17 protein-coding genes and 1 tRNA gene are annotated in these 18,920 nt (G+C 61.9%); 10 read left to right on the plus strand and 8 right to left on the minus strand.

All coding sequences use genetic code 11. The features are described 5' to 3' along the window. The first annotated feature begins 104 nt into the window (after window positions 1–104). The 3 genes from ACZ5OO_RS00270 (at window position 105) to ACZ5OO_RS00280 (ending at window position 2,792) form a co-directional block, all read left to right on the plus strand. Window positions 105–1,226 (plus strand): MFS transporter, encoded by a 1,122-nt coding sequence (locus ACZ5OO_RS00270; RefSeq protein WP_464078244.1) that lies wholly within the window; start codon window positions 105–107, stop codon window positions 1,224–1,226. Window positions 1,227–1,361: 135 nt separating this feature from the next. Next, entirely contained in the window at window positions 1,362–2,390 is a 1,029-nt protein-coding gene (locus ACZ5OO_RS00275) for an L-threonylcarbamoyladenylate synthase (protein WP_048812977.1), read from the plus strand. A gap of 111 nt (window positions 2,391–2,501) precedes the next feature. After that, window positions 2,502–2,792, plus strand: a complete 291-nt coding sequence (locus ACZ5OO_RS00280; RefSeq protein ID WP_013266671.1) for a hypothetical protein — start codon at window positions 2,502–2,504, stop codon at window positions 2,790–2,792. Here the strand turns inward: ACZ5OO_RS00280 and ACZ5OO_RS00285 are convergent, their stop codons facing one another. Both ACZ5OO_RS00285 and ACZ5OO_RS00290 read right to left on the minus strand, forming a co-directional pair. Continuing rightward, entirely contained in the window at window positions 2,793–5,690 is a 2,898-nt protein-coding gene (locus tag ACZ5OO_RS00285) for a PEGA domain-containing protein (RefSeq protein ID WP_464078535.1), read from the minus strand. 105 nt (window positions 5,691–5,795) lie between these two features. Next, complete coding sequence (locus ACZ5OO_RS00290; RefSeq protein ID WP_013266673.1) at window positions 5,796–6,398, minus strand: TENA/THI-4 domain protein; 603 nt, start codon at window positions 6,396–6,398, stop codon at window positions 5,796–5,798. A gap of 69 nt (window positions 6,399–6,467) precedes the next feature. On the opposite strand from ACZ5OO_RS00290, the gene ACZ5OO_RS00295 reads away from it, so the two are divergent. Further along, the gene (locus tag ACZ5OO_RS00295; RefSeq protein ID WP_202965438.1) at window positions 6,468–7,721 is read left to right on the plus strand and encodes an MFS transporter; all 1,254 of its coding nucleotides are present in this window, start codon (window positions 6,468–6,470) and stop codon (window positions 7,719–7,721) included. 81 nt (window positions 7,722–7,802) lie between these two features. On the opposite strand, the gene ACZ5OO_RS00300 is transcribed toward ACZ5OO_RS00295, so the two are convergent. Further along, window positions 7,803–8,465, minus strand: a complete 663-nt coding sequence (locus ACZ5OO_RS00300; RefSeq protein ID WP_464078536.1) for a DUF3834 domain-containing protein — start codon at window positions 8,463–8,465, stop codon at window positions 7,803–7,805. Window positions 8,466–8,654: 189 nt separating this feature from the next. Between ACZ5OO_RS00300 and ACZ5OO_RS00305 the strand changes: the two genes are divergently transcribed. Both ACZ5OO_RS00305 and ACZ5OO_RS00310 read left to right on the plus strand, forming a co-directional pair. Next, on the plus strand, window positions 8,655–10,016 hold the full coding sequence (locus ACZ5OO_RS00305) for a hypothetical protein (protein ID WP_464078245.1): 1,362 nt from the start codon (window positions 8,655–8,657) through the stop codon (window positions 10,014–10,016). A gap of 93 nt (window positions 10,017–10,109) precedes the next feature. Then, window positions 10,110–10,682 (plus strand): MBL fold metallo-hydrolase, encoded by a 573-nt coding sequence (locus tag ACZ5OO_RS00310; RefSeq protein ID WP_464078246.1) that lies wholly within the window; start codon window positions 10,110–10,112, stop codon window positions 10,680–10,682. A 7-nt stretch (window positions 10,683–10,689) separates the two neighbouring features. On the opposite strand, the gene ACZ5OO_RS00315 is transcribed toward ACZ5OO_RS00310, so the two are convergent. Both ACZ5OO_RS00315 and ACZ5OO_RS00320 read right to left on the minus strand, forming a co-directional pair. Beyond that, a tRNA-Val gene (locus ACZ5OO_RS00315) sits at window positions 10,690–10,767 on the minus strand. Window positions 10,768–10,823: 56 nt separating this feature from the next. Further along, complete coding sequence (locus ACZ5OO_RS00320) at window positions 10,824–11,180, minus strand: DsrE family protein (protein WP_464078537.1); 357 nt, start codon at window positions 11,178–11,180, stop codon at window positions 10,824–10,826. Between the two features lie 129 nt (window positions 11,181–11,309). Between ACZ5OO_RS00320 and ACZ5OO_RS00325 the strand changes: the two genes are divergently transcribed. The 3 genes from ACZ5OO_RS00325 to ACZ5OO_RS00335 all read left to right on the plus strand — a co-directional run bounded on the left by ACZ5OO_RS00325 (window position 11,310) and on the right by ACZ5OO_RS00335 (window position 14,240). After that, a complete protein-coding gene (locus ACZ5OO_RS00325; RefSeq protein ID WP_013266679.1) occupies window positions 11,310–11,699 on the plus strand; it encodes a single stranded DNA-binding domain-containing protein in 390 nt (129 codons plus the stop codon). 78 nt (window positions 11,700–11,777) lie between these two features. Next, on the plus strand, window positions 11,778–13,766 hold the full coding sequence (locus ACZ5OO_RS00330) for an aldehyde ferredoxin oxidoreductase family protein (protein WP_464078247.1): 1,989 nt from the start codon (window positions 11,778–11,780) through the stop codon (window positions 13,764–13,766). Between the two features lie 324 nt (window positions 13,767–14,090). After that, entirely contained in the window at window positions 14,091–14,240 is a 150-nt protein-coding gene (locus tag ACZ5OO_RS00335; RefSeq protein WP_464078248.1) for a hypothetical protein, read from the plus strand. Here the strand turns inward: ACZ5OO_RS00335 and ACZ5OO_RS00340 are convergent. The 3 genes from ACZ5OO_RS00340 to ACZ5OO_RS00350 all read right to left on the minus strand — a co-directional run bounded on the left by ACZ5OO_RS00340 (window position 14,218) and on the right by ACZ5OO_RS00350 (window position 17,870). Next, the gene (locus ACZ5OO_RS00340; protein WP_464078249.1) at window positions 14,218–15,216 is read right to left on the minus strand and encodes a pyridoxal-phosphate dependent enzyme; all 999 of its coding nucleotides are present in this window, start codon (window positions 15,214–15,216) and stop codon (window positions 14,218–14,220) included. The genes ACZ5OO_RS00335 and ACZ5OO_RS00340 overlap by 23 nt on opposite strands. 10 nt (window positions 15,217–15,226) lie before the next feature. Next, complete coding sequence (locus ACZ5OO_RS00345; RefSeq protein ID WP_013266683.1) at window positions 15,227–16,285, minus strand: HesA/MoeB/ThiF family protein; 1,059 nt, start codon at window positions 16,283–16,285, stop codon at window positions 15,227–15,229. A 61-nt stretch (window positions 16,286–16,346) separates the two neighbouring features. Further along, window positions 16,347–17,870: a PINc/VapC family ATPase gene (locus ACZ5OO_RS00350; RefSeq protein WP_464078250.1), complete on the minus strand. Its 1,524-nt coding sequence runs from the start codon at window positions 17,868–17,870 to the stop codon at window positions 16,347–16,349. A gap of 139 nt (window positions 17,871–18,009) precedes the next feature. On the opposite strand from ACZ5OO_RS00350, the gene ACZ5OO_RS00355 reads away from it, so the two are divergent. Next, window positions 18,010–18,867: an amidohydrolase family protein gene (locus ACZ5OO_RS00355; RefSeq protein ID WP_013266685.1), complete on the plus strand. Its 858-nt coding sequence runs from the start codon at window positions 18,010–18,012 to the stop codon at window positions 18,865–18,867. The last annotated feature ends 53 nt before the right edge of the window (window positions 18,868–18,920 follow it).

Below are 18,920 nucleotides of genomic sequence, written 5' to 3' on the forward strand. Positions count from 1 at the left end.
CTCAACAACCTTAATTTTTATTTTTCTCTCCCCCTTTTTGAGGCTACCAGGATAGGGCCCTGACTCCGCAGGAGCTGTCGCTATACCTGGTTAAGTTAATCAGGGTGCTGAGCTCGGCCGCTGTCAGCGTCGTGACGCCCCTGTACCTGGAGTCGCTCGGACTTGGACCGCTCTACGTCGGCGCTGCCGTTGTGCTCATGGTTTTAGGCAACGTGGCGTCAAACCTCTTGGTGGCCAGGCTCCACGGACAGGGCCTCAGGCTGACCCTGATGGCAATGTCGGCGCTGACGGCCGCCAGCGGCGTCGCCCTCTACGCCTCCAGGGAAGTGGCTGTCATAATGGCGTTCCTGGCGCTTGGCAACATAAGCACCACGGGCACCGAGGCGGGGCCGTACCAGTCCGTCGAGACGTCAGTGATACCGCTGGTCTCCAGGGACCCCCAGATGGCATACACGATCTACAACTTCCTTGGCTACGCCGCCTCGTCGCTGGGAAGCCTTGCCGTGACGCCCCTCAGGGACCTCAGGGCGGTCTACCTGGGCCTCGTGGCCTCAGGCCTGGCGATGCTGGCCCTCTACTCCAGGCTCACAATGCCGGCCAGGAGGCCAGGCAAGAGGTACTTCTCTAACGAGAGGTCGAGGTCAACGGCCGCCCTGCTGGCCGCCATGTTTGCGGCCGACGCCTTCGGAGGGGGGCTCGTGTCGCTGTCCCTGCTCTCCTTCTGGTTCCACTACCGCTACGGCGTCGGCCTGAGCAGGCTTGGGCCCCTCTTCTCCGTAGCGTTAGCCTTAACCGGGGTCTCCATACTGGCCACGTACCCGCTGGCAAGGCGTTATGGCAACCTAAACATCATGGTATTCAGCCACCTCGCGTCTAACGTCTTCCTTGTCGGCGTGGCCCTCTCGCCCAGCTTCACCCTGGCGGCGGCCACGCTGCTGGCAAGGCAGTCGCTCTCCCAGATGGACGTGCCTACGAGGCAGGCCTTCATGTCCGAGGTGTTTCCCAGGGAGGACCTGGCCCCGGCCAACTCGCTGACTAACACCGCTAGGCTGCTGGCCTCCCTGCCGGGCGGTGCAATAGTTGGCGCCCTGGTAAGCGTTGGGGCCGTCCAGCTGCCGGTGCTCCTGGCGGGGATGATAAAGGTAGGGTATGACATTAGCATCTACGCCAAGTTCAGGGGCCCCTACAGGGCGCTGAGGCCCGCGGGAGGCAGGGGGCCTCATTAACTTTAGATATTTTATATTTCTTAATTTATAAATAACGTTTAAACCTTACGGATGTCACTTAACCTTTAGTGACAGCCCTTGGAGGACCTCAGGGTGAACACCAAGGTACTGAGGATAGACCCGGAGAACATAGACATGGACCTGGTGAGGGAGGCGGCCGCCGCTATAAGGGCGGGTGGCATAGTGGCCTTCCCCACCGAGACCGTCTACGGCCTTGGGGCTGACACCTACAACCCCGAGGCCGTCAAGAAGGTGTTCATAGCCAAGAGGAGGCCCATGGACAACCCCCTCATAGTTCACATACACTCGCTCAACCAGCTTTACGAGGTGGCAGTTAAGATACCCCCTGAGGCAGAGAAGCTAGCCAGGAGGTTCTGGCCGGGCCCCATGACCCTGCTGCTCTGGAAGTCGGACAAGGTGCCCCCGGAGGTGACTGCCGGGAGGCCCACAGTGGCCGTCAGGATGCCCGCCCACCCAGTGGCCCTGGCCTTCATAAGGGAGAGCGGGGTCCCAATAGCCGCCCCCAGCGCTAACCTCGCCGGCAGGCCCTCGCCTACAACTGGTGAGCACGTGGTAAGGGACCTCTACGGCAGAGCTGACGTCATAATTGACTCTGGCGAGACCGTTTACGGCGTTGAGTCCACGATAGTTGACATGACCAGGGACCCGCCGGTCCTCCTGAGGCCCGGGGGGCTGCCGGTGGAGGAGATAGAGAGGGAGCTGGGCAAGGAGGTAGTTATACCGCAGTTTGCGAGGGGCCTGGGGCAGGCCGACGTGGCCCTGGCCCCCGGCATGAAGTACAGGCACTACGCCCCCTTCAAGAGGTTGACCATAGTTGAGGGGGACTACAGCGACCTAAAGGCCTACGCGGCCAAGGTGGCTGAGGTAGTTAAGCAGGAGATAGCCAAGGGGGCGAGGCCCATAATACTCTGCTCCTCCGAGACCGCCCAGTACTACGAGCAGCAGGGCCTGAGGCACCTGGTGCTCGGCCCGAGGAGCAACATATTCATAGTCGCCAGGAACCTTTTCAAGACGTTCAGGGCCATTGACGAGATGCTTGACGTTGACGAGGCCTTCATGGAGGGCTTCGAGGAGAGAGGCCTGGGCCTCGCGGTCATGAACAGGGCCAGGAAGGCCAGCGGCTTCAGTATTATCCGCGTCTAGAGCCCCATTCAAGGTAGCTGGCCTGGCCGCACGCCTTCACTTTTAACCAATGGGCTCCAAAGCTAAGTCTTGGTGAAGCCTATTTCGAGCGCGCGGAACCCTGAAGCCCTCATGCTAGAGCGCGGCCTCAGGAGGGCCGCCCTGGGCCTCCTGGCTGACCTGGAGGTCTACTTCAGGGAGACCGTGGGCAGGGGCTTCGTCCAGTACCTCATGGAGGACCCTGTCAGGGCCTACAGGCTTGCGGCGAGCAGGTACCCTGAGAGCCTCGTCAGGGCGGCCCTGAGGGCGGCCCTGAGGCTTGGCCTCGGGGCCTCCTCGGCTGACGTGGAGCTGGCAGTGGAGATGCTCAGCACGGGCATACCGTCAAAGTTCTTAGCCCTCCTCAACAGGGCGGCCCAGTGATCAGATCTCCTGCTGCTCCTGGTAGGGGGACCTTGACCTGTAGTAGGAGTAGCCCATGTAGGCCGCTATCGCAGTGGCGGCCAGGGCCCCGGCTATAATGTAGTACTTAACGTTCCTCACAACGGGGGCCCCGCGCCTGACTGGGACGAGGCCCAGGGTAACGTTCACAGTGGAGCCTGGGGAGACCGTCACGGTCCTGTTAACTCCCACGTAGCCGGTGCCCTCCGCCGAGACCACGTACTGGCCCGGGGAGACGGAGACCTCCACGCGGCCAACGCCGACCGCCACAAGTGTGCCGTTGGGGAACCTGACGTAAACAGAGGCGGAGCTCACGTTGCTAACCGCCTCTATTGTGCCCCTGGGAGGGGCGGGCGGCGCCGTCGGCGTCACGTTGTAGAAGTAGAGCTGGGGCAGCGTGGCGTTGACCTTAATGCTGGCTGAGAGGCCGTTAGCTGTAGAGAGCACGTCGTAGCTCCCCGGCGCCACGGGCAGGTAGAGAGGCGCCTCGGGCTCCAGCTGGCCAGAGAACACGGTAACGCCTGACTTGCTGACCTTAACTGAGGCGGGGAGCGAGCTGACCAGCTTTAAGACGGGCGTCGTGAGGCTACAGCTGACCTCGATGGTCCCGTTGGACTTCATTATAACTGTCTCGCTCACAGGGGCGCAGACGTTAAGCGGGTAGAAGTAGTTGACCTCGACCTCGTAGGGGATTCCCGAGAGAAGCTGGAGGCTCGAGTTGACCGGCAGCCTAAAGCTTGACCCATTTATGTAGCCTTCGACGTAGCTCACGGGTATGGGTGAGACCACCGAGAGCGTCGCGTATACGGTGACGGGCCTGAGGCTGACCTTTATGTCCTCAGACGTCAGGGGCAGCACCGTGGAGGAGTAGGCGGCGTAGCCCGCGGCAGAGACGGTTACGTTAATTGGCGTCGCTATGTCGTAGACCGTGGCGGAGCCCACGCCGACCCTCGTGCCATTTATGTATATGACAGCCGAGGGGGGCGACGCTGAGATGTTGACCTGCCAGGCGCCCTGGACCAGGCCCTCGTAGCTAACTATCTCGACGGTGAAGCTGCTCTTGTTGTATATTGCGAGGAGCCCCCCAGGCATCGGCGCGTACCTCAGGTAGCCGCCCCAGGCGGGCATCACCACGTACTCCGTCATGGAGCTCAGGTTCACTATGTACAGGTTGCCGTCAGCCCCCTGAAAGGCGGCCGAGGCCCCGTTGACTGAGGCGGTGCTCACAACGGCGGGCAGGCTAATGTTGAGCCCGGGAGCCTGAACGCCCGCGGGCGTAACTGCAACTCCAGAGGACGGGTCCTCAACAACCGGCGACTGCAGCCGGTACTCGCTGGCGCCGCCAGGGCCGTAGACGTACATGTAGGTGCCGAAGGGGCCTGAGGACTCCACCATGACGTAGTAGCCGCCGTAGGCCCTGTAGACCCCCATGTAGGTGGGCACGAACGTTATGTTGGCCCTGTAGGCCGCCACGGGGCTCCCGCTGTAGCTGAACACGTAGATGGTGCCGTTGGCCGAGTACAGGGCTATCCCGCCCGGCCCGAGGCCCCCGTAGAGCCACTCGCCGGGGATGACCAGAGGCCTAGGCGACACAGTGACGTTAACGCCAGGGGAGAGCACTATGGCCTTTGACGGCACCACCAGCAGGAGGGACCCACCCCCTGAGGCCATGTAGGTGACCTGCCTGAAGACCTCCAGCGGCGAGACGGCCGGCGGCCTTACAACGTAAACTGCTCTCACGGGCCCGCCTACCTTGGCAGGGTAGGCCAGCGTGCCCCCCAGCAGGTCAAGGAGCCTGTTGCCGACGAGCAGCAGGGAGGGGGTAGGAAGCTCATATGCTCCGGGCGTGAGGTTCAGCTGGACCAGGAGGCCGCTTATGTTAAGCGTGCCGTACATGGGAGCCTCCGCGACCAAGGTTGTAGGCACGGCCGGCGCGAGCAAGGTGACGCCGTTGTAGTCGGTTATGAAGGCCACCCCTCCCAGCGAGGCCACCTCAAGCCCTGGGACAGGGATCCAGGAGCCCCCGCTCATGACGTAGCTGTAGCCCGAGGATGGCATGTAGTAGCCGTCAGGCACCGGCAGCGCATCACCTATGACCTGCGCCCTGGTCCTGCCGCAGCAGGCGGTCACCAGCTCCAGCCCCGGGGGGCCCTGGACAACGAGCTCGTCGCCCTGAGCCCTGTAGACGGCGAGCGGCACAAAGCTGGCGACGAACTCCCCCACGGGGACTGCCCTCAGGGGGCTGGAGCTGACGTCAAATATTAAGAGCATGGGGCCCTGGCCGTCAACGTAGCCGAAGACGTAGGCCCTTGTCCCGTTCAGGATGCCCGCGGGCTGCCCGCCGGAGCCGCTCACGTTAAGCGAAAGCGCGCCCTGGGGCGACTGGAGCTCAAGGGTCCCGTTGACGTCCTCAAGGAGCAGGGGGCCGTTGGCATAGCTGAACGACAGGACTCGGGAGCCCTGGGGCAGGGGGATCACAGCCGCCGTGCCCCTTGGGCCCTCGACGTAGGCCTCGTTGCTCAGGTTGTAGACCACCATCCCACTGTACACGCCTATTATGTCTGAGTAGGGCTCCCTGACTACCCAGGCCAGGGACGCGTTGGAGGAGTACAGGAAGTAGGTGCCCTGGTACCCCAGGACCGCTATGAAGCCGTCGCCGCATGAGGCCCCCAGGGCGACATCGCCAGGCCAAGGGTCAGTGAAGGAGCCCGTCGCCAGGTCCAGCACCCCGCCCTGGGCTATGAGGTAGGGGTAGCAGAGCCCCACGGAGCTCCCGTTAAGGAGGACTGGCAGGGTCGCCGAGGCCTTCGCTGAGGTACTGGCAGCGTAGGGACCTAGGGCTGCCGCTATAAATAATATCAGCAGCGCTGCTGTCCACACCTTTAACAAGGGCGCGCCCCATGGTGCTAACTCAAGCTAAGGGGAACCTAATTGCGTTACTCGCCTCGGCTTAAGCCGCAGCCCCATGGAGGGCCGCCCTCGGTGTTACCGGCCGCCCACGTGCCTCCAGAAGTTAAGCTCATAGGTCTGGGCCGACAGGGCCACGTGCCTGTACATCTCCATGTTAAGGTGTCTCTCAGCTATGGCCTCTGCAAGCGACTCCCTGGCCTCGTCTATCCCCCTGCACCTGAGGAAGCCGGCAGACCTCACGCCGAGGGACTCGGCCCACTCGGCCAGGACGTTGGTGTTGACGCAGAACGACCTGAAGTTGACCCCGACCAGCACCGCCAGGTCGCCCATGGTGCCGTTCACGCCAAGCCACGTCAGGAAGTGGGAGTAGGCCACGGCGTCAGGGCTCACCTGGTCAGGGCTGTAGGACACCCCCAGCTCCCCCGCGAGCGACCTTATGTTCCTTATCCACCTGGGCCCTCCCTCGAGGAGGCCCATTATGAAGTCCACCTCGTCGTCAGCGGCCGCCTTGGGGACGAAGAGCGAGAGCGCCCTGTAGTCGTAGGGCGCTATGTACATCTCGTTCACCACGAACCTCCTGAGGGCCTCAAGGCTTGGGCCGAGGCCCTGCAGCGATGACTCCACCTGCCTGGTCAGGTCGGCCACATAGCCCCTGAGCTCGTCAAGTACGCGGCCCACCCGAAACCCCTGAGCCTTAGGGCTCCTCGGCTTTAAAGAGGGCCCTCTTTACACTTTCAAGGGAAGAGCTTGAACCGCAGGGACTGGATGATATCGCTGATACCGTTCAACCTCGCCATGGGGCCACTCTCCACGCTGGTGACGCTTGAGGTCTACGAGCTCAGGGGAGGGGCGGTGGGGGTAAGCTACGCTATATCAGCCGGCACCGCGGCCTCCATACTGGCCTCCCTGATATGGGGCTTCGCCCTAGACAGGTACGACAGGAAAGACGTGCTGACCGTAGGCCTCGCCGGCACCCTGCTCTCACTCCTCGCCCTGGCCTTCTCGAGCTCCCTGGCCGAGGTGGCGGCGTACTACGCCGCCGCGTCCCTCTTCTCCTCAGCCGTAGGCATGGCGGTCAGCGTCCTGATAATGGACACCATAGAGAAGTCCAGGTGGAGCTCCGCCTACTCAAGGTATAACATGCTCTCCTCCGTCGGCTACTTCTCGGGGGACGTGACCGCTGCCATAGCCTCGGGCCTCATGCCCACCAGGACCATAGTTGAGGTTATGACAATGATCACAGCCGCCTCAGTGGCGTGGGCCTCCCTCACGGTGCCCAGGTCGCCGATCTCGTTTGAGAGGGAGTCCCTGCTCCACATAATTGAGGGCTTCCTGCTCAGGATAAAGCTGGTGCCCACGTTCTTCCTGAGGCTGCCATCAAAGAGCACCTTCAAGCCCCTGAGGCTCATAAAGCTCGGCAGGAGCCCCGCGGCCTACGTGCCCATGCTGTTCATAGCAATAACTATATTCTACGTCTCGTCCGGCATATTTAACACCCTCTACCCCTACGGCCTGAGGGCCCTGGGCCTCTCCAGGTCAGAGGTCTTCCTGGTAATATCAGCCGGCATGGCGGCCCAGGTGGCCGGGTTCCAGCTCGCACCCAGGATAATAGCCGCCTCAAAGGGCAACGCCGGGGCCTCCTACAGGGCCCTCCTGGCCAGGGGGGCCTCCTACATAGGAATTGGAATTGCCACGTCCGCGGGAGGAGGCCCCGTTTACCTGCTCGGCACGGGGCTCACGCTCTACCCCCTGGCCGCCGGCATAGCCTTTGCCACCTTCTTCACGGCCTCCAATGTAATGGTGTTTGAGGTGCTCAAGGGCAACAGGGAGGGCAGGGGCCTCGGGCTCTACAGCACGCTCACCGGCTCGGCCTACTTCGCCGGGTCCCTGGCCTCGGGCTTCCTGGCCAACTCGGTCGGCTTCGGGTACACTTATGTGATAGCCGGAGCTATGCTGGGAGGCTCCGCCTACATATTCAACGAGCTCAGGAACATGGCCTGAGGGTCAGCGAAGAGCGCTTCGGCCACGGCTTAGCCCAATGAGACCTCTCGTCATCCCTAGGCTCCAGTGGCCCCGCGGGAGTTAAGCGTTGCCCAGGTACTTCATCACGAGCCTCGTGAACCCCACGTCCTCCGCTGGCCTGAAGAAGTACTCGGCGCTCCTTATTATGCCCAGCACGAAGTCCCTGGGGACCCTTATGGGCAGCCTTGAGGCTATCAGGTCAGCTGAGGCCTCGGGGTCCCTCCTCATCATGTTAACTCCAAGCTCGTAGGCCTCCCTCACGTAGCCTAGGGCGTCCGCGTTAAGCACGCTCACCCCGCACGCCCCGGGGGCCCCCACCATGGCCTCAAGGGTTGGCCTCCTGTTGACCATAGCTATGCTCAGGACCGCGCTGTCAACCTCCCCCGAGGAGAGCATCCTGTAAAGCTGCTGCCACTCGTCCGCGTAGACCAGCGACGCCCTGACCCCGTACATGTCCATGGCGGCCCTGACCAGGACGTCGGCGGCTGACCCCCTCCTCCACACGCCCACCCTTGGCCCCCTCAGCTCGGGGTAAACGGTCATCAGCTCCCTCACGGTCACGTAGTCCACCCTCAGCCCTCTCCTGATCAGCGACACTACCGAGTCGGCCACGGCGTCCGCCGAGCCCTCCTTGCTGAACTCCAGTGATATGTTGGCCCTGTCCTCGGCCACCACAAGCGGGTATGAGACTGGCCCTGGGGCAGCAAGCACCTTAACGGCCATCCCGGTCACCTTCAGCCGCTGGGACCGCCGTCACTATTAAGCGCTTCTATATATCACATGATTTAAGATAAATTATTTACTACAGCGGCCGCAAGGAGTATGAACCAGTATTTTCTCGCATATATTTATTTTTACAAAATAAGTAACTTTATATACGACCCTTTCTCTTATAATAGAATTGGTGGGAAGGTGTCAGCTGGAGACTCCTTCCTCTCGGACCCCCGGAAGAACTTAACCGCGATAGCTGTTTACACCGCCGTCCTGTTCGCCATATCACCGCTGCTCGGCGCTAACTGGATATCGCCGGGCGACTTCGACTCATCGACCCAGGCGGTCTACCACGCGCTCATGATACCCCTGACCCTGCTCCTGGCAATACTTGCGTGCGAGCTGCTCGGCCTGCCCCGCTGGGCCAAGCTGTTGGCAAACTACGCCACCTACCCGACCCTCGCCCTCACGTTCGTGGGTAACGCTATACTTCAGAACTACTACCCCTCCTCGCTGGCCAACTACGCGGTCCAGGGCGTCAGGGACGTGCTGCTCTACCTGGTGGCCCTCGCTGTCATAGTTGCAGCGCTCCTCAAGGCTGCCCGCGAGAGGGCCTGGCTCAAGGCGTATTGGGCTCCCTTCCTGCTTATATTGGTCGCCGGCGTGTCAATAGCCCTCGCCCCCATCTATGGAATTGTATCGCTCATGCCGCAGACGTGGCACCTGTCCTTCCTGGCCTCCACAGTTAACGCCGTTGGTAACCAGACCTTTGTGTCAGACCTCGTGACGTCGCACTCGCACCAGATGCTCCCAGCGGTGGGTGACGCCATTGTTGGGCTCACCGCTATCTGGTTCGGGTACTCCGAGCTCAGGGGCAGGGCGAGGGCCGCCGCGGCTGCAGGCCTCATTATAGGCCTCGCCAGCGTCATCGTCTTCACCTACCTGTACTGGGCCTCGGGCGTCGGCACCTACTCAATACCTACCATAGCCCCCTTCGGGCCTCAGGGGGTCAACGGGCTGGCACTTGACGACTTCACCACAGGGCTCTCCGGCTGGGGAGCTATGCTCGTGCTCGCGGCCCTCTACGTTGGGCCGCTCGCGTACCTGGCCAGGTCTGGACAGAACGCCGAGAGGCTCTACAGGCTCGCCACCCTGGCCACGTGGGTTGCAGCCATGGCCATACTTGTAGGCATAGGCTACTTCATAGAGTTCAACGAGGCCTTCTTCGGCTTCGGGAGCCCTGGCCAGCCGCCCAGCGGGGGACCCGGCTACATGTTCGATGACGCCTTCATGAAGGGGCACCTGGTCACCGCATTCATGATAATACCCCTGCTGGCCGCCACCATGCTCGCCGTGGACTACATAGTTAAGGAAGGGGGCAAGGCCAAGAGGTACCTGGCCTACCTCACCTTCGCCTCCCTCCTCCTCTGCTACCTCGGGGTCCAGTTCTACACAATGACGCTGATACCTACACTGCTTGAGGCGGCCCTGGCGGTCTCAGGGCTTGACCTGCTCCTCAACGCGCTGGCGCCCCTCTACGTGAGGCCTAGGACGGCCAGCTGAGAGGCTTTAGCCTTCACACCAAGCCTATTTTTCTTGGTCCAGGCCGGCCCGCGTTTTACCTTCTCCCCGCGCTCCCACCTGGGCGTCCGCCAGGTGGAGGTCTTCCGCATAAAGGGCATGTCAAATTCCTACCTCACCAGCGACGGGATCCTCATAGACGCCGGGGCCAGGGCCAGCGACGTGGCCAGGGTGGCCGAGGAGCACGGGGTGAAGGTCAGGTACCTCCTCATAACGCATCAGCACGTGGACCACGTCAGGTACGCGGCTGAAATTGTAAAGGCCTTCAACTGCAGGGTCGTTGCCCCCTCGCTGGAGGCCGACGTGATCGAGGGGAGGGCCAGGCCCTCGGGCAGCGCCCTGACGGCGATCTTCCAGGCGCTGCTCAGGGCCAGGGCCGTCCACGTAGATGTCAGGGTCAACGAAGGTGACGCGGTCGAGGGCTACAGGGCGGTGCTCGCCCCAGGGCACACGCCGGGCAGCACGGCCTACGTTAAGGACGAAGTGATGTTCAGCGGCGACGCTATAGTGAGCCGCAACGGGAGGCCCTCGCTGCCCTCCAGGGCCCTTAACGTGAACTACGCCTTAGCCGAGGAGAGCCTCAGGAGGCTCCTTGAGCTGAGGCCCAAGGTCATCTACCCTGGCCACGGGAGGCCCATAACGCTGTGACTGAAGGTGGTGGGCCCGGCCGGACTTGAACCGGCGACCTCCGCCGTGTGAGGGCGGCGTCCTAACCAATCTAGACGACGGGCCCACCAGCGCTAGAGCTTCAAGGGGAACCAATTAAAGCTTTGTGCCAGGCCTTAAGTTCTAAGCCATTATTATCTGGTAGCCCTGCGCCACCAGGTCCTCAAAGGCGTAGTGGTGCCCCTCATCGCCTATGAGCCTGAACCCCTTGAGCCTCTCCCTCAGGTTCAGGTGCGGAGGGGAGGCGCAGTAGCCGCAGGCCCCCAGAAGGAGGTTGTTCCTGAGCACCTCCTCAAACGCTGGCCTGAGCCCCCTGTAGGGCGACTCCGACACCGGTATCTTGACGCCCGGGCCGTCGAGGTATACTTTAACCTCGTGGCCTGCCTTCGCCAGGCTCACTGCGTAGTGGAAGGCGTGGGCGGCCCTTATGGACCCCTCGAGGCCTGAGGGGTCATCCATCACGACGAAGAGCAGCCTCATGTTCCCACAGGGCTCCCCCCTCCAGCGATATTTAAAAATGTTGATATTGACTAGCTCAGCCACGTCGCCCTCCAAGTACTTCATCTTAGCTTATAAGGGCCCCGCCCAACGGGAACTGGGTAAATAGGAGTGCAGGTAAAGGACCTGGCTCCTGGCGTCAACGTTGACAGCCTCACTGTGAAGGTTGTCAAGGTTGAGGAGCCCAGGAGCGTGAGCGGAAGGGACGGGTCAACCCACAGGGTTGCCGATGCCCTAGTTGGAGACGAGAGCGGCAGCATACTCATGACTTTGTGGGACAGGAACATAGACTCCGTTAGGCCGGGCGCCGTCATAACCGTCAGGAACGGCTTCGTGGGCACCTTCAAGGGCCACATGAGGCTGAACCTGGGCCGCGGCGGCACCCTGAGCGAGTCGGACGCCCAGATAGAGAACGTGAACACGTCAAACAACCTCTCCGACAAGGTAGTTGAGGACGCCCCGCCCAGGAGGCGCGGCTTCGGGAGGAGCCGCAGGTTTTAACCCTCCCTATCACCTTGTTTTAGACTAATTCTTCCTTGAGCTATAGTCTGCGTCTTAATACTAAGCCCTCCTATAGTCATGGATAGGCCTTACAGGCCTGAGCTCCACTTTATACGGCTTGGCCTCCCCGACAGGCTGGGACTTGCTGTGAAGTGGTACGGCTACAAGGGCCGCATCCTGAGGGTTGACCTCTCCGCTGGCAAGACCAGCGTGGAGGAGCTAAGGCTGGACTACGTCAAGATGTACATGGGAGGCCTCGGCTACGCCGCCAAGGTGCTCTGGGATGAGCTTCAGCCGGGGGTAGACCCGCTGTCGCCCGACAACATTCTCATAGCCACCGCCGGCCCCTTCACGGGAACCCTGGCCCCAGGCAGCGGCAACATATACTGGGCCTTCAAGGCCCCCATGACGGGCGGCTGGGGGGAGACAAGGTCAGGGGGCAAGTTCGGCTCGTGGATGAAGTACAGCGGCTTTGACCTAATAGTAATAAGGGGCAGGGCCCCCGAGCCCGTCTACCTGTACCTTGAGTCGGGCAGGGCTGAGATAAGGAGCGCAAAGAGGTACTGGGGCATGACAGTACATGAGGTCACCGACGCCCTCAGGGATGACACAGGGGTTCACGACGCCTCGGTGGCCGCCATAGGCCCGGCTGGGGAGAACCTGGTCAGGTTCGCCGCCATAATAAACGACTACGACAGGGCGGCCGGCAGGACGGGCGGAGGGGCGGTCATGGGCTCGAAGAACCTTAAGGCCGTGGTGGCGGCCGGCGGCGAGGGGATAGACGTCTACGACCCAGAGGGCTTCATGGCTGCCGCGCTCGAGGCCCAGGGAGGCATAAAGGCCGACCCGGGCCAGAGGTTCATGGGACAGCACGGCACCATAGGCGGGCTCCTGGGAACCAACGCCATGGGAGGGCTCCCCACTGCGAACTTTGAGACGGGCTACTTTGAGGCGGCCGACAGGGTGTCGCACGAGACGCTCGAGAGGAACTACATGATAAAGAGGAGGGCGTGCCACGCCTGCGCAATAGGGTGCAGCAGGTACAGCTACGTCGCCTACGGCCCCTTCGCCACCCCGCCCAACGAGGGCCCCGAGTACGAGACTACAGACATGAACGGCCCCATGAACATGATAGACAACATGGAGGCCATAATAAGGGTCAACTACCTCGCCAACAACTACGGCCTGGACACCATATCAACGGGGCACACGATAGCGTGGGCCATAGAGGCGTACCAGAAGGGGATAATAACGAAGCAGGACACCGGCGGCCTTGAGCTGAGGTGGAACGACCCCGAGACCCACGTGAAGCTTGTCGAGATGATAGCCTACAGGAAGGGCTTCGGGAACCTGCTGGCGGAGGGGAGCTACAGGGCCGCCAAGGCCATAGGCAGGGGCGCCGAGGAGCTGGTGAACCATGTCAAGGGCCTCGAGTTCCCCGCCCACGACCCCAGGGTCGAGTCCAAGCTGTTGGCCATACAGTATGCAATAAGCCCTAGGGGCGCCTGCCACGTGCACCCAATATACCCGTCGTACGACATGATGCAGGTGGACGCCGGCCTCAAGGACTTCGGCCTCCCGTGGCCGCTGCCTGACAGGCTCGCCGAGACGGGAGTCGGCAAGGGGATAGCCTACAGGGCGCTGGCCAGCTACGGGGAGGCTTTCAACAACGTGGGCCTCTGCATATTCTACTCGGCGGGGCCCGAGAGCGGGGTCATAAGTCCAAGGAGGATAGCCAGGATATACACAGCACTGACGGGCATAGAGACCACCCCCCAGGACGTGCTGTTGGCCGGCGAGAGGACGTGGAACCTGAAGAGGGCCTTCAACCTCAGGGAGGGGTTCACCAGGGAGCACGACAGGCTGCCCAAGAGGATGATAACGCCTATACTCACGGGGCCCGCCAAGGGGCTCAAGGTTGAGAGCCCAGACGGCCTTGTAGATGAGGCCTACGATGCCTTTGGGTGGGACAGGAGGACTGGCTACATAAGGAGGTCAACGCTTGAAAGGCTTGGCATGAAGGACGTTGAGGAGCAGCTCCAGAAGCTCGGCAAATTGTCTGACTGAGATCCAGATAAATGCTACAAAGCGGACGTTGAAGGAAAAAAGGAAGCTTTTCACCAACAGTGGTCGTGACGGCCGCAGGGACTATTTATCACCCGGACCTCACCCTGTAGATAGTGATGTATAGGTCAGCCACGGCCTCAAGCCTCTGGTTCTGCCTATTAGCCTGCCTGTACCCCCTCTCCATTTTTCTCACCTCTTCTCCAAATATTTAATAGAATCCAAAAAGCCTAAAAAAGGTTTCTCCTAATATTTACCTGAAAATACCCTTGTAATACTGTATACAAAAGTTGATAAACGTCTCCGGAGCTGGTAACACGAGCTGCCGTGAGCTCCGACAAGTGCGACCCCTTCACCAGGGGCCACGTGGTGGAGGTCTGCAGGGAGAGGTGCGCAGAGGTCAGCCTGGGAGGGAAGGACTTCGCGGAGTGCGTCAGGTCCTGCGTTGAGGAGCTCAGGTCAAGGTGCGGATCCTAGAGACCAGGTCGTAAAACTTCAGCCCGCTGCCCGTGAGCACGGCTATGAACCCGCCCACGTCAACGCCCACCTCCCTCAGGAGCTTCAGGGCTGCATATGCCGAGGCCGAGGTGGGCTCAGCCATGAGCCCCATGGACCAGAGGTCCCTGGTGGCCTCCGCTATCTCCTTGTCCGAGACCAGCACCAGGCCTCCCCCGCTCCTCCTTATGGCATCAGCGGCCTCCTGGGCCCTCGGCGCCGAGGGGAGCACCAGGCCGTCGGCCAGGGACGACGTGCTGCCGGAGCCAACGGCTATGGGCTCCACGAGGCCCCTGAGGGTGGCGTTCTGCACCCCCTGCACGGCGTACAGCCTGACCTTGCCCCCTGAGCCCCTCCAGATGCCAAGGAACAGCGAGAAGCTGGCCGAGGGGACCACCACGGCGGAGCCCTCTGGCACCTCCCTGCCAGCTGAGGTCATCCCCTCAAGGAAGGCGGCGCTCACAGAGTGGGCCACGTAGAAGCACCTGCCAGCCATGGCCTCCGCGTACTTGGCCGCCTCCTCCCTGCTGTCGAGCTCGACCACCCTGGCCCCCAGCGACGCTATTATTGACTTCTTGGAGGGGGCCGCCGTCCTGGGCACCGCCACTACGGCCTCCAGCCCAAGGAACGAGGCGTAGGCGGCCGTGGAGATGCCCGCGTTGCCGCTCGAGTCCTCGACCACGCACCTGTAGCCGAGGTCCCTGGCGAGCTGAAGCGAGTAGGCCGTGCCCCTGTCCTTGAAGCTGCCCGTCGGGTTGACGTACTCCAGCTTGAAGCCTATGGGGCCGAGCGGCGTCTCCCTGTAGACAAGGGGAGTTGAGCCCTCGCCGAGGAGCCTCCCGTACCTCGGCCTCTCCCCCTCAAACTCCAGCGGCGAGCCGCACCTGGGGCACCTGTGGTAGTACCTGCTCTCCTCGCCCCTGAAGCCGCACCTGGGGCACACTAGCCTCCAGGCCAAGGCCCGCGCCTCAGTAGGTAGGGAGCCCCGCGGCCTCAGCCACCTCGTCGTAGGCCCTCCTGGCGTCGTCCTCGTTCATGGCTCCCTCTATCACTACGACCCTCCTTCCAAGCACTGTGACGCTCACCCCCTCCTTAGTGACCACCTTCACGTAGTTGGGCCTTGAGACCACCCAGCTGAACCTGCTTGAAAGCCTGGATGCCAGGTCCTGGGGCTCAGGGGCGTCAAGCGGGAGCCTGAGCTTGAACGCCTCGCTGCCGCAGACCCTGCTGATAACTCCGAACCTCGGGGGCCTTGAGAGGAGCTTGAACTCCCTCCTGACGCAGACGGGGCACGAGGGGTTCCTCTCTACCTTAACCTTCTCAACGGTGTTCTCCCTGGCGTCTATCGAGTACAGGACCCCTGGCTCGGGCCCGTCGCCCGCCAGGTACCTTATAGCGAGGTTGGCGGCCATGGCGCCAACTATAGTTGTCACGGTGCCTATTGCAGGTATGATATCGCATGAGGCCTGCTGCCCCTCCTGGCCCTCGGGGATGAGGCACCTGAGGCACGGCCCCCTGCCGGGCTCTATGAGCATCACAGTGCCATACCAGGAGTTCACGCCGGCGTAGACCCACGGCTTGTTGTACTTCACCGCGGCCTCGTTTATCACGAACCTGGTGTCCATGTTGTCCGTGCCGTCAAGCACTATGTCAACGTCCTTAACTATGTCCTCTATGTTGTCCGAGTCAACGTCGTCTATGTAAGCCTCAACCTTAACCGACCTGTCTATCCTCGCCACGCCGTCCCTGCAGGCTATAGCCTTGGGGACCCCCTGCTCGGCCTCCGCCTCGCCCACCATGTGGGTCCTGTGGAGGTTGGTGTAGTCCACCACGTCCCTGTCAACGACCCTCAGGAACCCTACCCCTGACCTGGCCAGCAGCTCAGCCTCGGTGGAGCCAAGGGCCCCACAGCCTATTATTGCGACCCTCGACTCCCTCAGCCTCTTGACGCCCTCCTGCCCTATTCCCTTTACCAGGGCCTCCCTTGAGAACCTAGAGAGGACCTCGGCAACGTCAGCTGAGGCCATAAAGCTCCCAGCTGGGCGTGGCCCAGCGAGTTTTTGAACGTTAGTAGGCTGTCCGACTGGCTCAGTCCTCGCGCGGCACGAACCTCAGGTCCAGGTTCTCCTCCTTAGCGAGCTTCTTGAGGCTCCTGACCTTCCTCGAGCTCAGGTTCGCCCTCCTGGGGAGCTTAACTATGAGGGCCCCGTCCCTGACCTCGGCCTCGGCGCCTGGGACTATCCTTGAGACCTTGTCCTCTATGCTGAGCGATGACCTCCTCTGGCCCACGGGTATGACCATGACCTGCTCGCCGAAGGTGTACATCTCGTACTCCAGCTCGCCAGTCAGGAAGTCCCTGACCTCCACCACCGGCCTGGCGAGCTCCTCCTCCTTGAGGCCCGTCGGCAGCTTGACAGTTATGCCCAGCTCGTACACCTTGCTGACCTGGCCGCTGTCTATGAATATTACAGTGTCAATGATGCTTGGTATCATGCCGAGCTCCACCCTGGTGGCCAGCCTCTGGACGGCGTCTATGGGCGTCGTGGCGTGAACAACTCCTATCATGCCTATGCCGGCCAGCCTGAGGTCCACGTAGAGCTTGAAGTCCTCGTCGTCCCTCATCTCGTCGAACACCGTGTAGTCGGGCCTCGAGAGCAGGAGTATGTCGTGGAGCTCCGTCATGTCAGCGTAGTTCTTGGAGTACTGCGTTATAGAGGGCGAGAGCCTCATGTCCCTCGGCGACTCTATGGTCTTCACTACCTTGCCCCTGCTGGCGTAGAACTCGGCCAGGGCCTGGGCAAACGTTGTCTTGCCGGCGCCGGGCGACCCAGCTATGAGTATGCCCTCAGCCCTCGAGAGGAGCCTGTCCATGAGCTTCTCAGGCAGGTTGTAGTCCTCAAGCTTGAGCTTCGCTATCGGCCTCACCGCGGTTATCTCCCACCCGTCGCTCAGCGGGGGCCTCGTTATGACGACCCTGTAGTCGCCCAGCTGAACTATGGTGGAGCCGCTCCTGTCTATCTCGACGAAGCCGTCAGTTGTAGTCAGCGCCCTCTCGATTATCTCTCTTGCCATCTCCTCAAGCTCTGACCTCTCAAGCGGCCTGTCAGAGAGCTTCACGAAGAGCCAGCTCCCGGGCCTCCCTACCTTAGCCAGCGGGGCCGCCCCCTCCTTGAGGTGTACGCTCATTGTCTTCTCGTTGAAGTACTCCTCTATCCTGAGCTTGCCCTCCCTGGGCATGCCAGTGTAGAGCACCTTGATGCCTATGAACTGGGCCGCCTGGGCCTGTATGGGGTCGCTCGTCACCAGGACGGCCCCGCGCCTCAGCGCGTAGTCCCTCACGGACAGCTTGAGCCTCTCGTAGCTCTCGCCCTCCACCTCGGCTGAGACCTCTATGGTCACTCCATTGGGAGCCTCCCTGGCCAGCCTGTCGAGCTCCTGGAGCCCCGTGAAGCCCACGCTCCTGCCGGCCTTGGCCTCCGAGTAGAAGTAGTCGACCGCGCCCTTCGGTATAACCACCCTGCCCATAACCTTGCCTGACTCCACGAGCTTCCTGAGGCTACCGTCAACTATGGAGTCCACATCTGTTACGTAGGTCGTCGGTTCACCGCTCAACCCATCTGGCCCCTTAGTCCACTGTAAGCATAAAGTCCAGCGATTTTAACCTCTCACGTGACTGAGGACTTCCTCAATGGGGGGAGCGATCCGACACGCGTAATTACCCACGGAAAACCAAAGGGAACGTGGATGAAAGATGACCCTCACTGTGCTGATTAACGCGGCGGCGGTCTACACGGGCAAGGAGGTCATAAGGGACTCCTACGTCTACATAGAGGACGGCATAATAAGGGACGTGGGGCCTCAGCCCGCCCCCGATGACATACAGGACGCCACGCTGGTGATAGGCGGCGAGGGGAGGGTCGTTGTCCCCGGGCTCACGGCCGTGGCGGACGTGGCGGCTTACCCCATAAGGTACGCGAGGCCTTCCCTGACAGCGAGGATAGAGCTCTACAGGAGGCTCAAGGACGAGGAGCTGTTCACAGCCTCCCTGCCGGGCGTCTACGAGCTCCACATGATGGGGGTGACCACCGCACTGGTCGAGAGCCTCTCAAGCTCCCTCGCCCTTGACCTGGCCCGCAGGATAGGCGGCTTCTACGGCGTCGCCAGGCCGTCGTGCACGGAGGCCTTCTCCATACAGCCCATACTGAGGGGGATGGTGACCATAGGCGGCAAGGACTGCCCAGGGGGCCAGGTTGAGGACGGCGACAGGGAGCACCTGGTGCTGACCGGGAGAGGAGGCTACGGCCTCGAGGACCTTGGCGACGCGCTCTCGCTGAGCCAGTCCCTCAGGAAGCTGGCGGGGCTTGAGGAGACGCTCATAGAGCCCAACAGGCCCGCCGAGGTGGCAGTTTATGACGCCTCGAAGCCCCCAGCTATGCTGATATACAAGGCCGGCGAGGACGAGATAAGGAGGATCTACACGTCCCACGCCACGCTCGAGAGCCTCATAGCTGGCATGGACGTACTTGTGGAGATGGGGGAGCACATGAGGATAGGCAGGAAGCACCTGAACGAGGCGGCCCAGCTCTACAGAAGGCTGGGCTACGCATGACGAGTGCACCCTTTTAATCTAAAACTTCGCGGCCCTCCTGAGGGGCTACTGAG

This window comes from Acidilobus aceticus (assembly GCF_055392325.1).

Bases quoted from the DNA above. Each gene is read 5' to 3' on its own strand.
- ACZ5OO_RS00275 (WP_048812977.1), top strand. From the start codon at position 1,362: ATGGACCTGGTGAGGGAGGCGGCCGCCGCTATAAGGGCGGGTGGCATA.
- ACZ5OO_RS00280 (WP_013266671.1), top strand. From the start codon at position 2,502: ATGCTAGAGCGCGGCCTCAGGAGGGCCGCCCTGGGCCTCCTGGCTGAC.
- ACZ5OO_RS00300 (WP_464078536.1), bottom strand. From the start codon at position 8,465: ATGGCCGTTAAGGTGCTTGCTGCCCCAGGGCCAGTCTCATACCCGCTT.
- ACZ5OO_RS00320 (WP_464078537.1), bottom strand. From the start codon at position 11,180: ATGAGGCTGCTCTTCGTCGTGATGGATGACCCCTCAGGCCTCGAGGGG.
- ACZ5OO_RS00330 (WP_464078247.1), top strand. From the start codon at position 11,778: ATGGATAGGCCTTACAGGCCTGAGCTCCACTTTATACGGCTTGGCCTC.
- ACZ5OO_RS00345 (WP_013266683.1), bottom strand. From the start codon at position 16,285: ATGGCCTCAGCTGACGTTGCCGAGGTCCTCTCTAGGTTCTCAAGGGAG.
- ACZ5OO_RS00355 (WP_013266685.1), top strand. From the start codon at position 18,010: ATGACCCTCACTGTGCTGATTAACGCGGCGGCGGTCTACACGGGCAAG.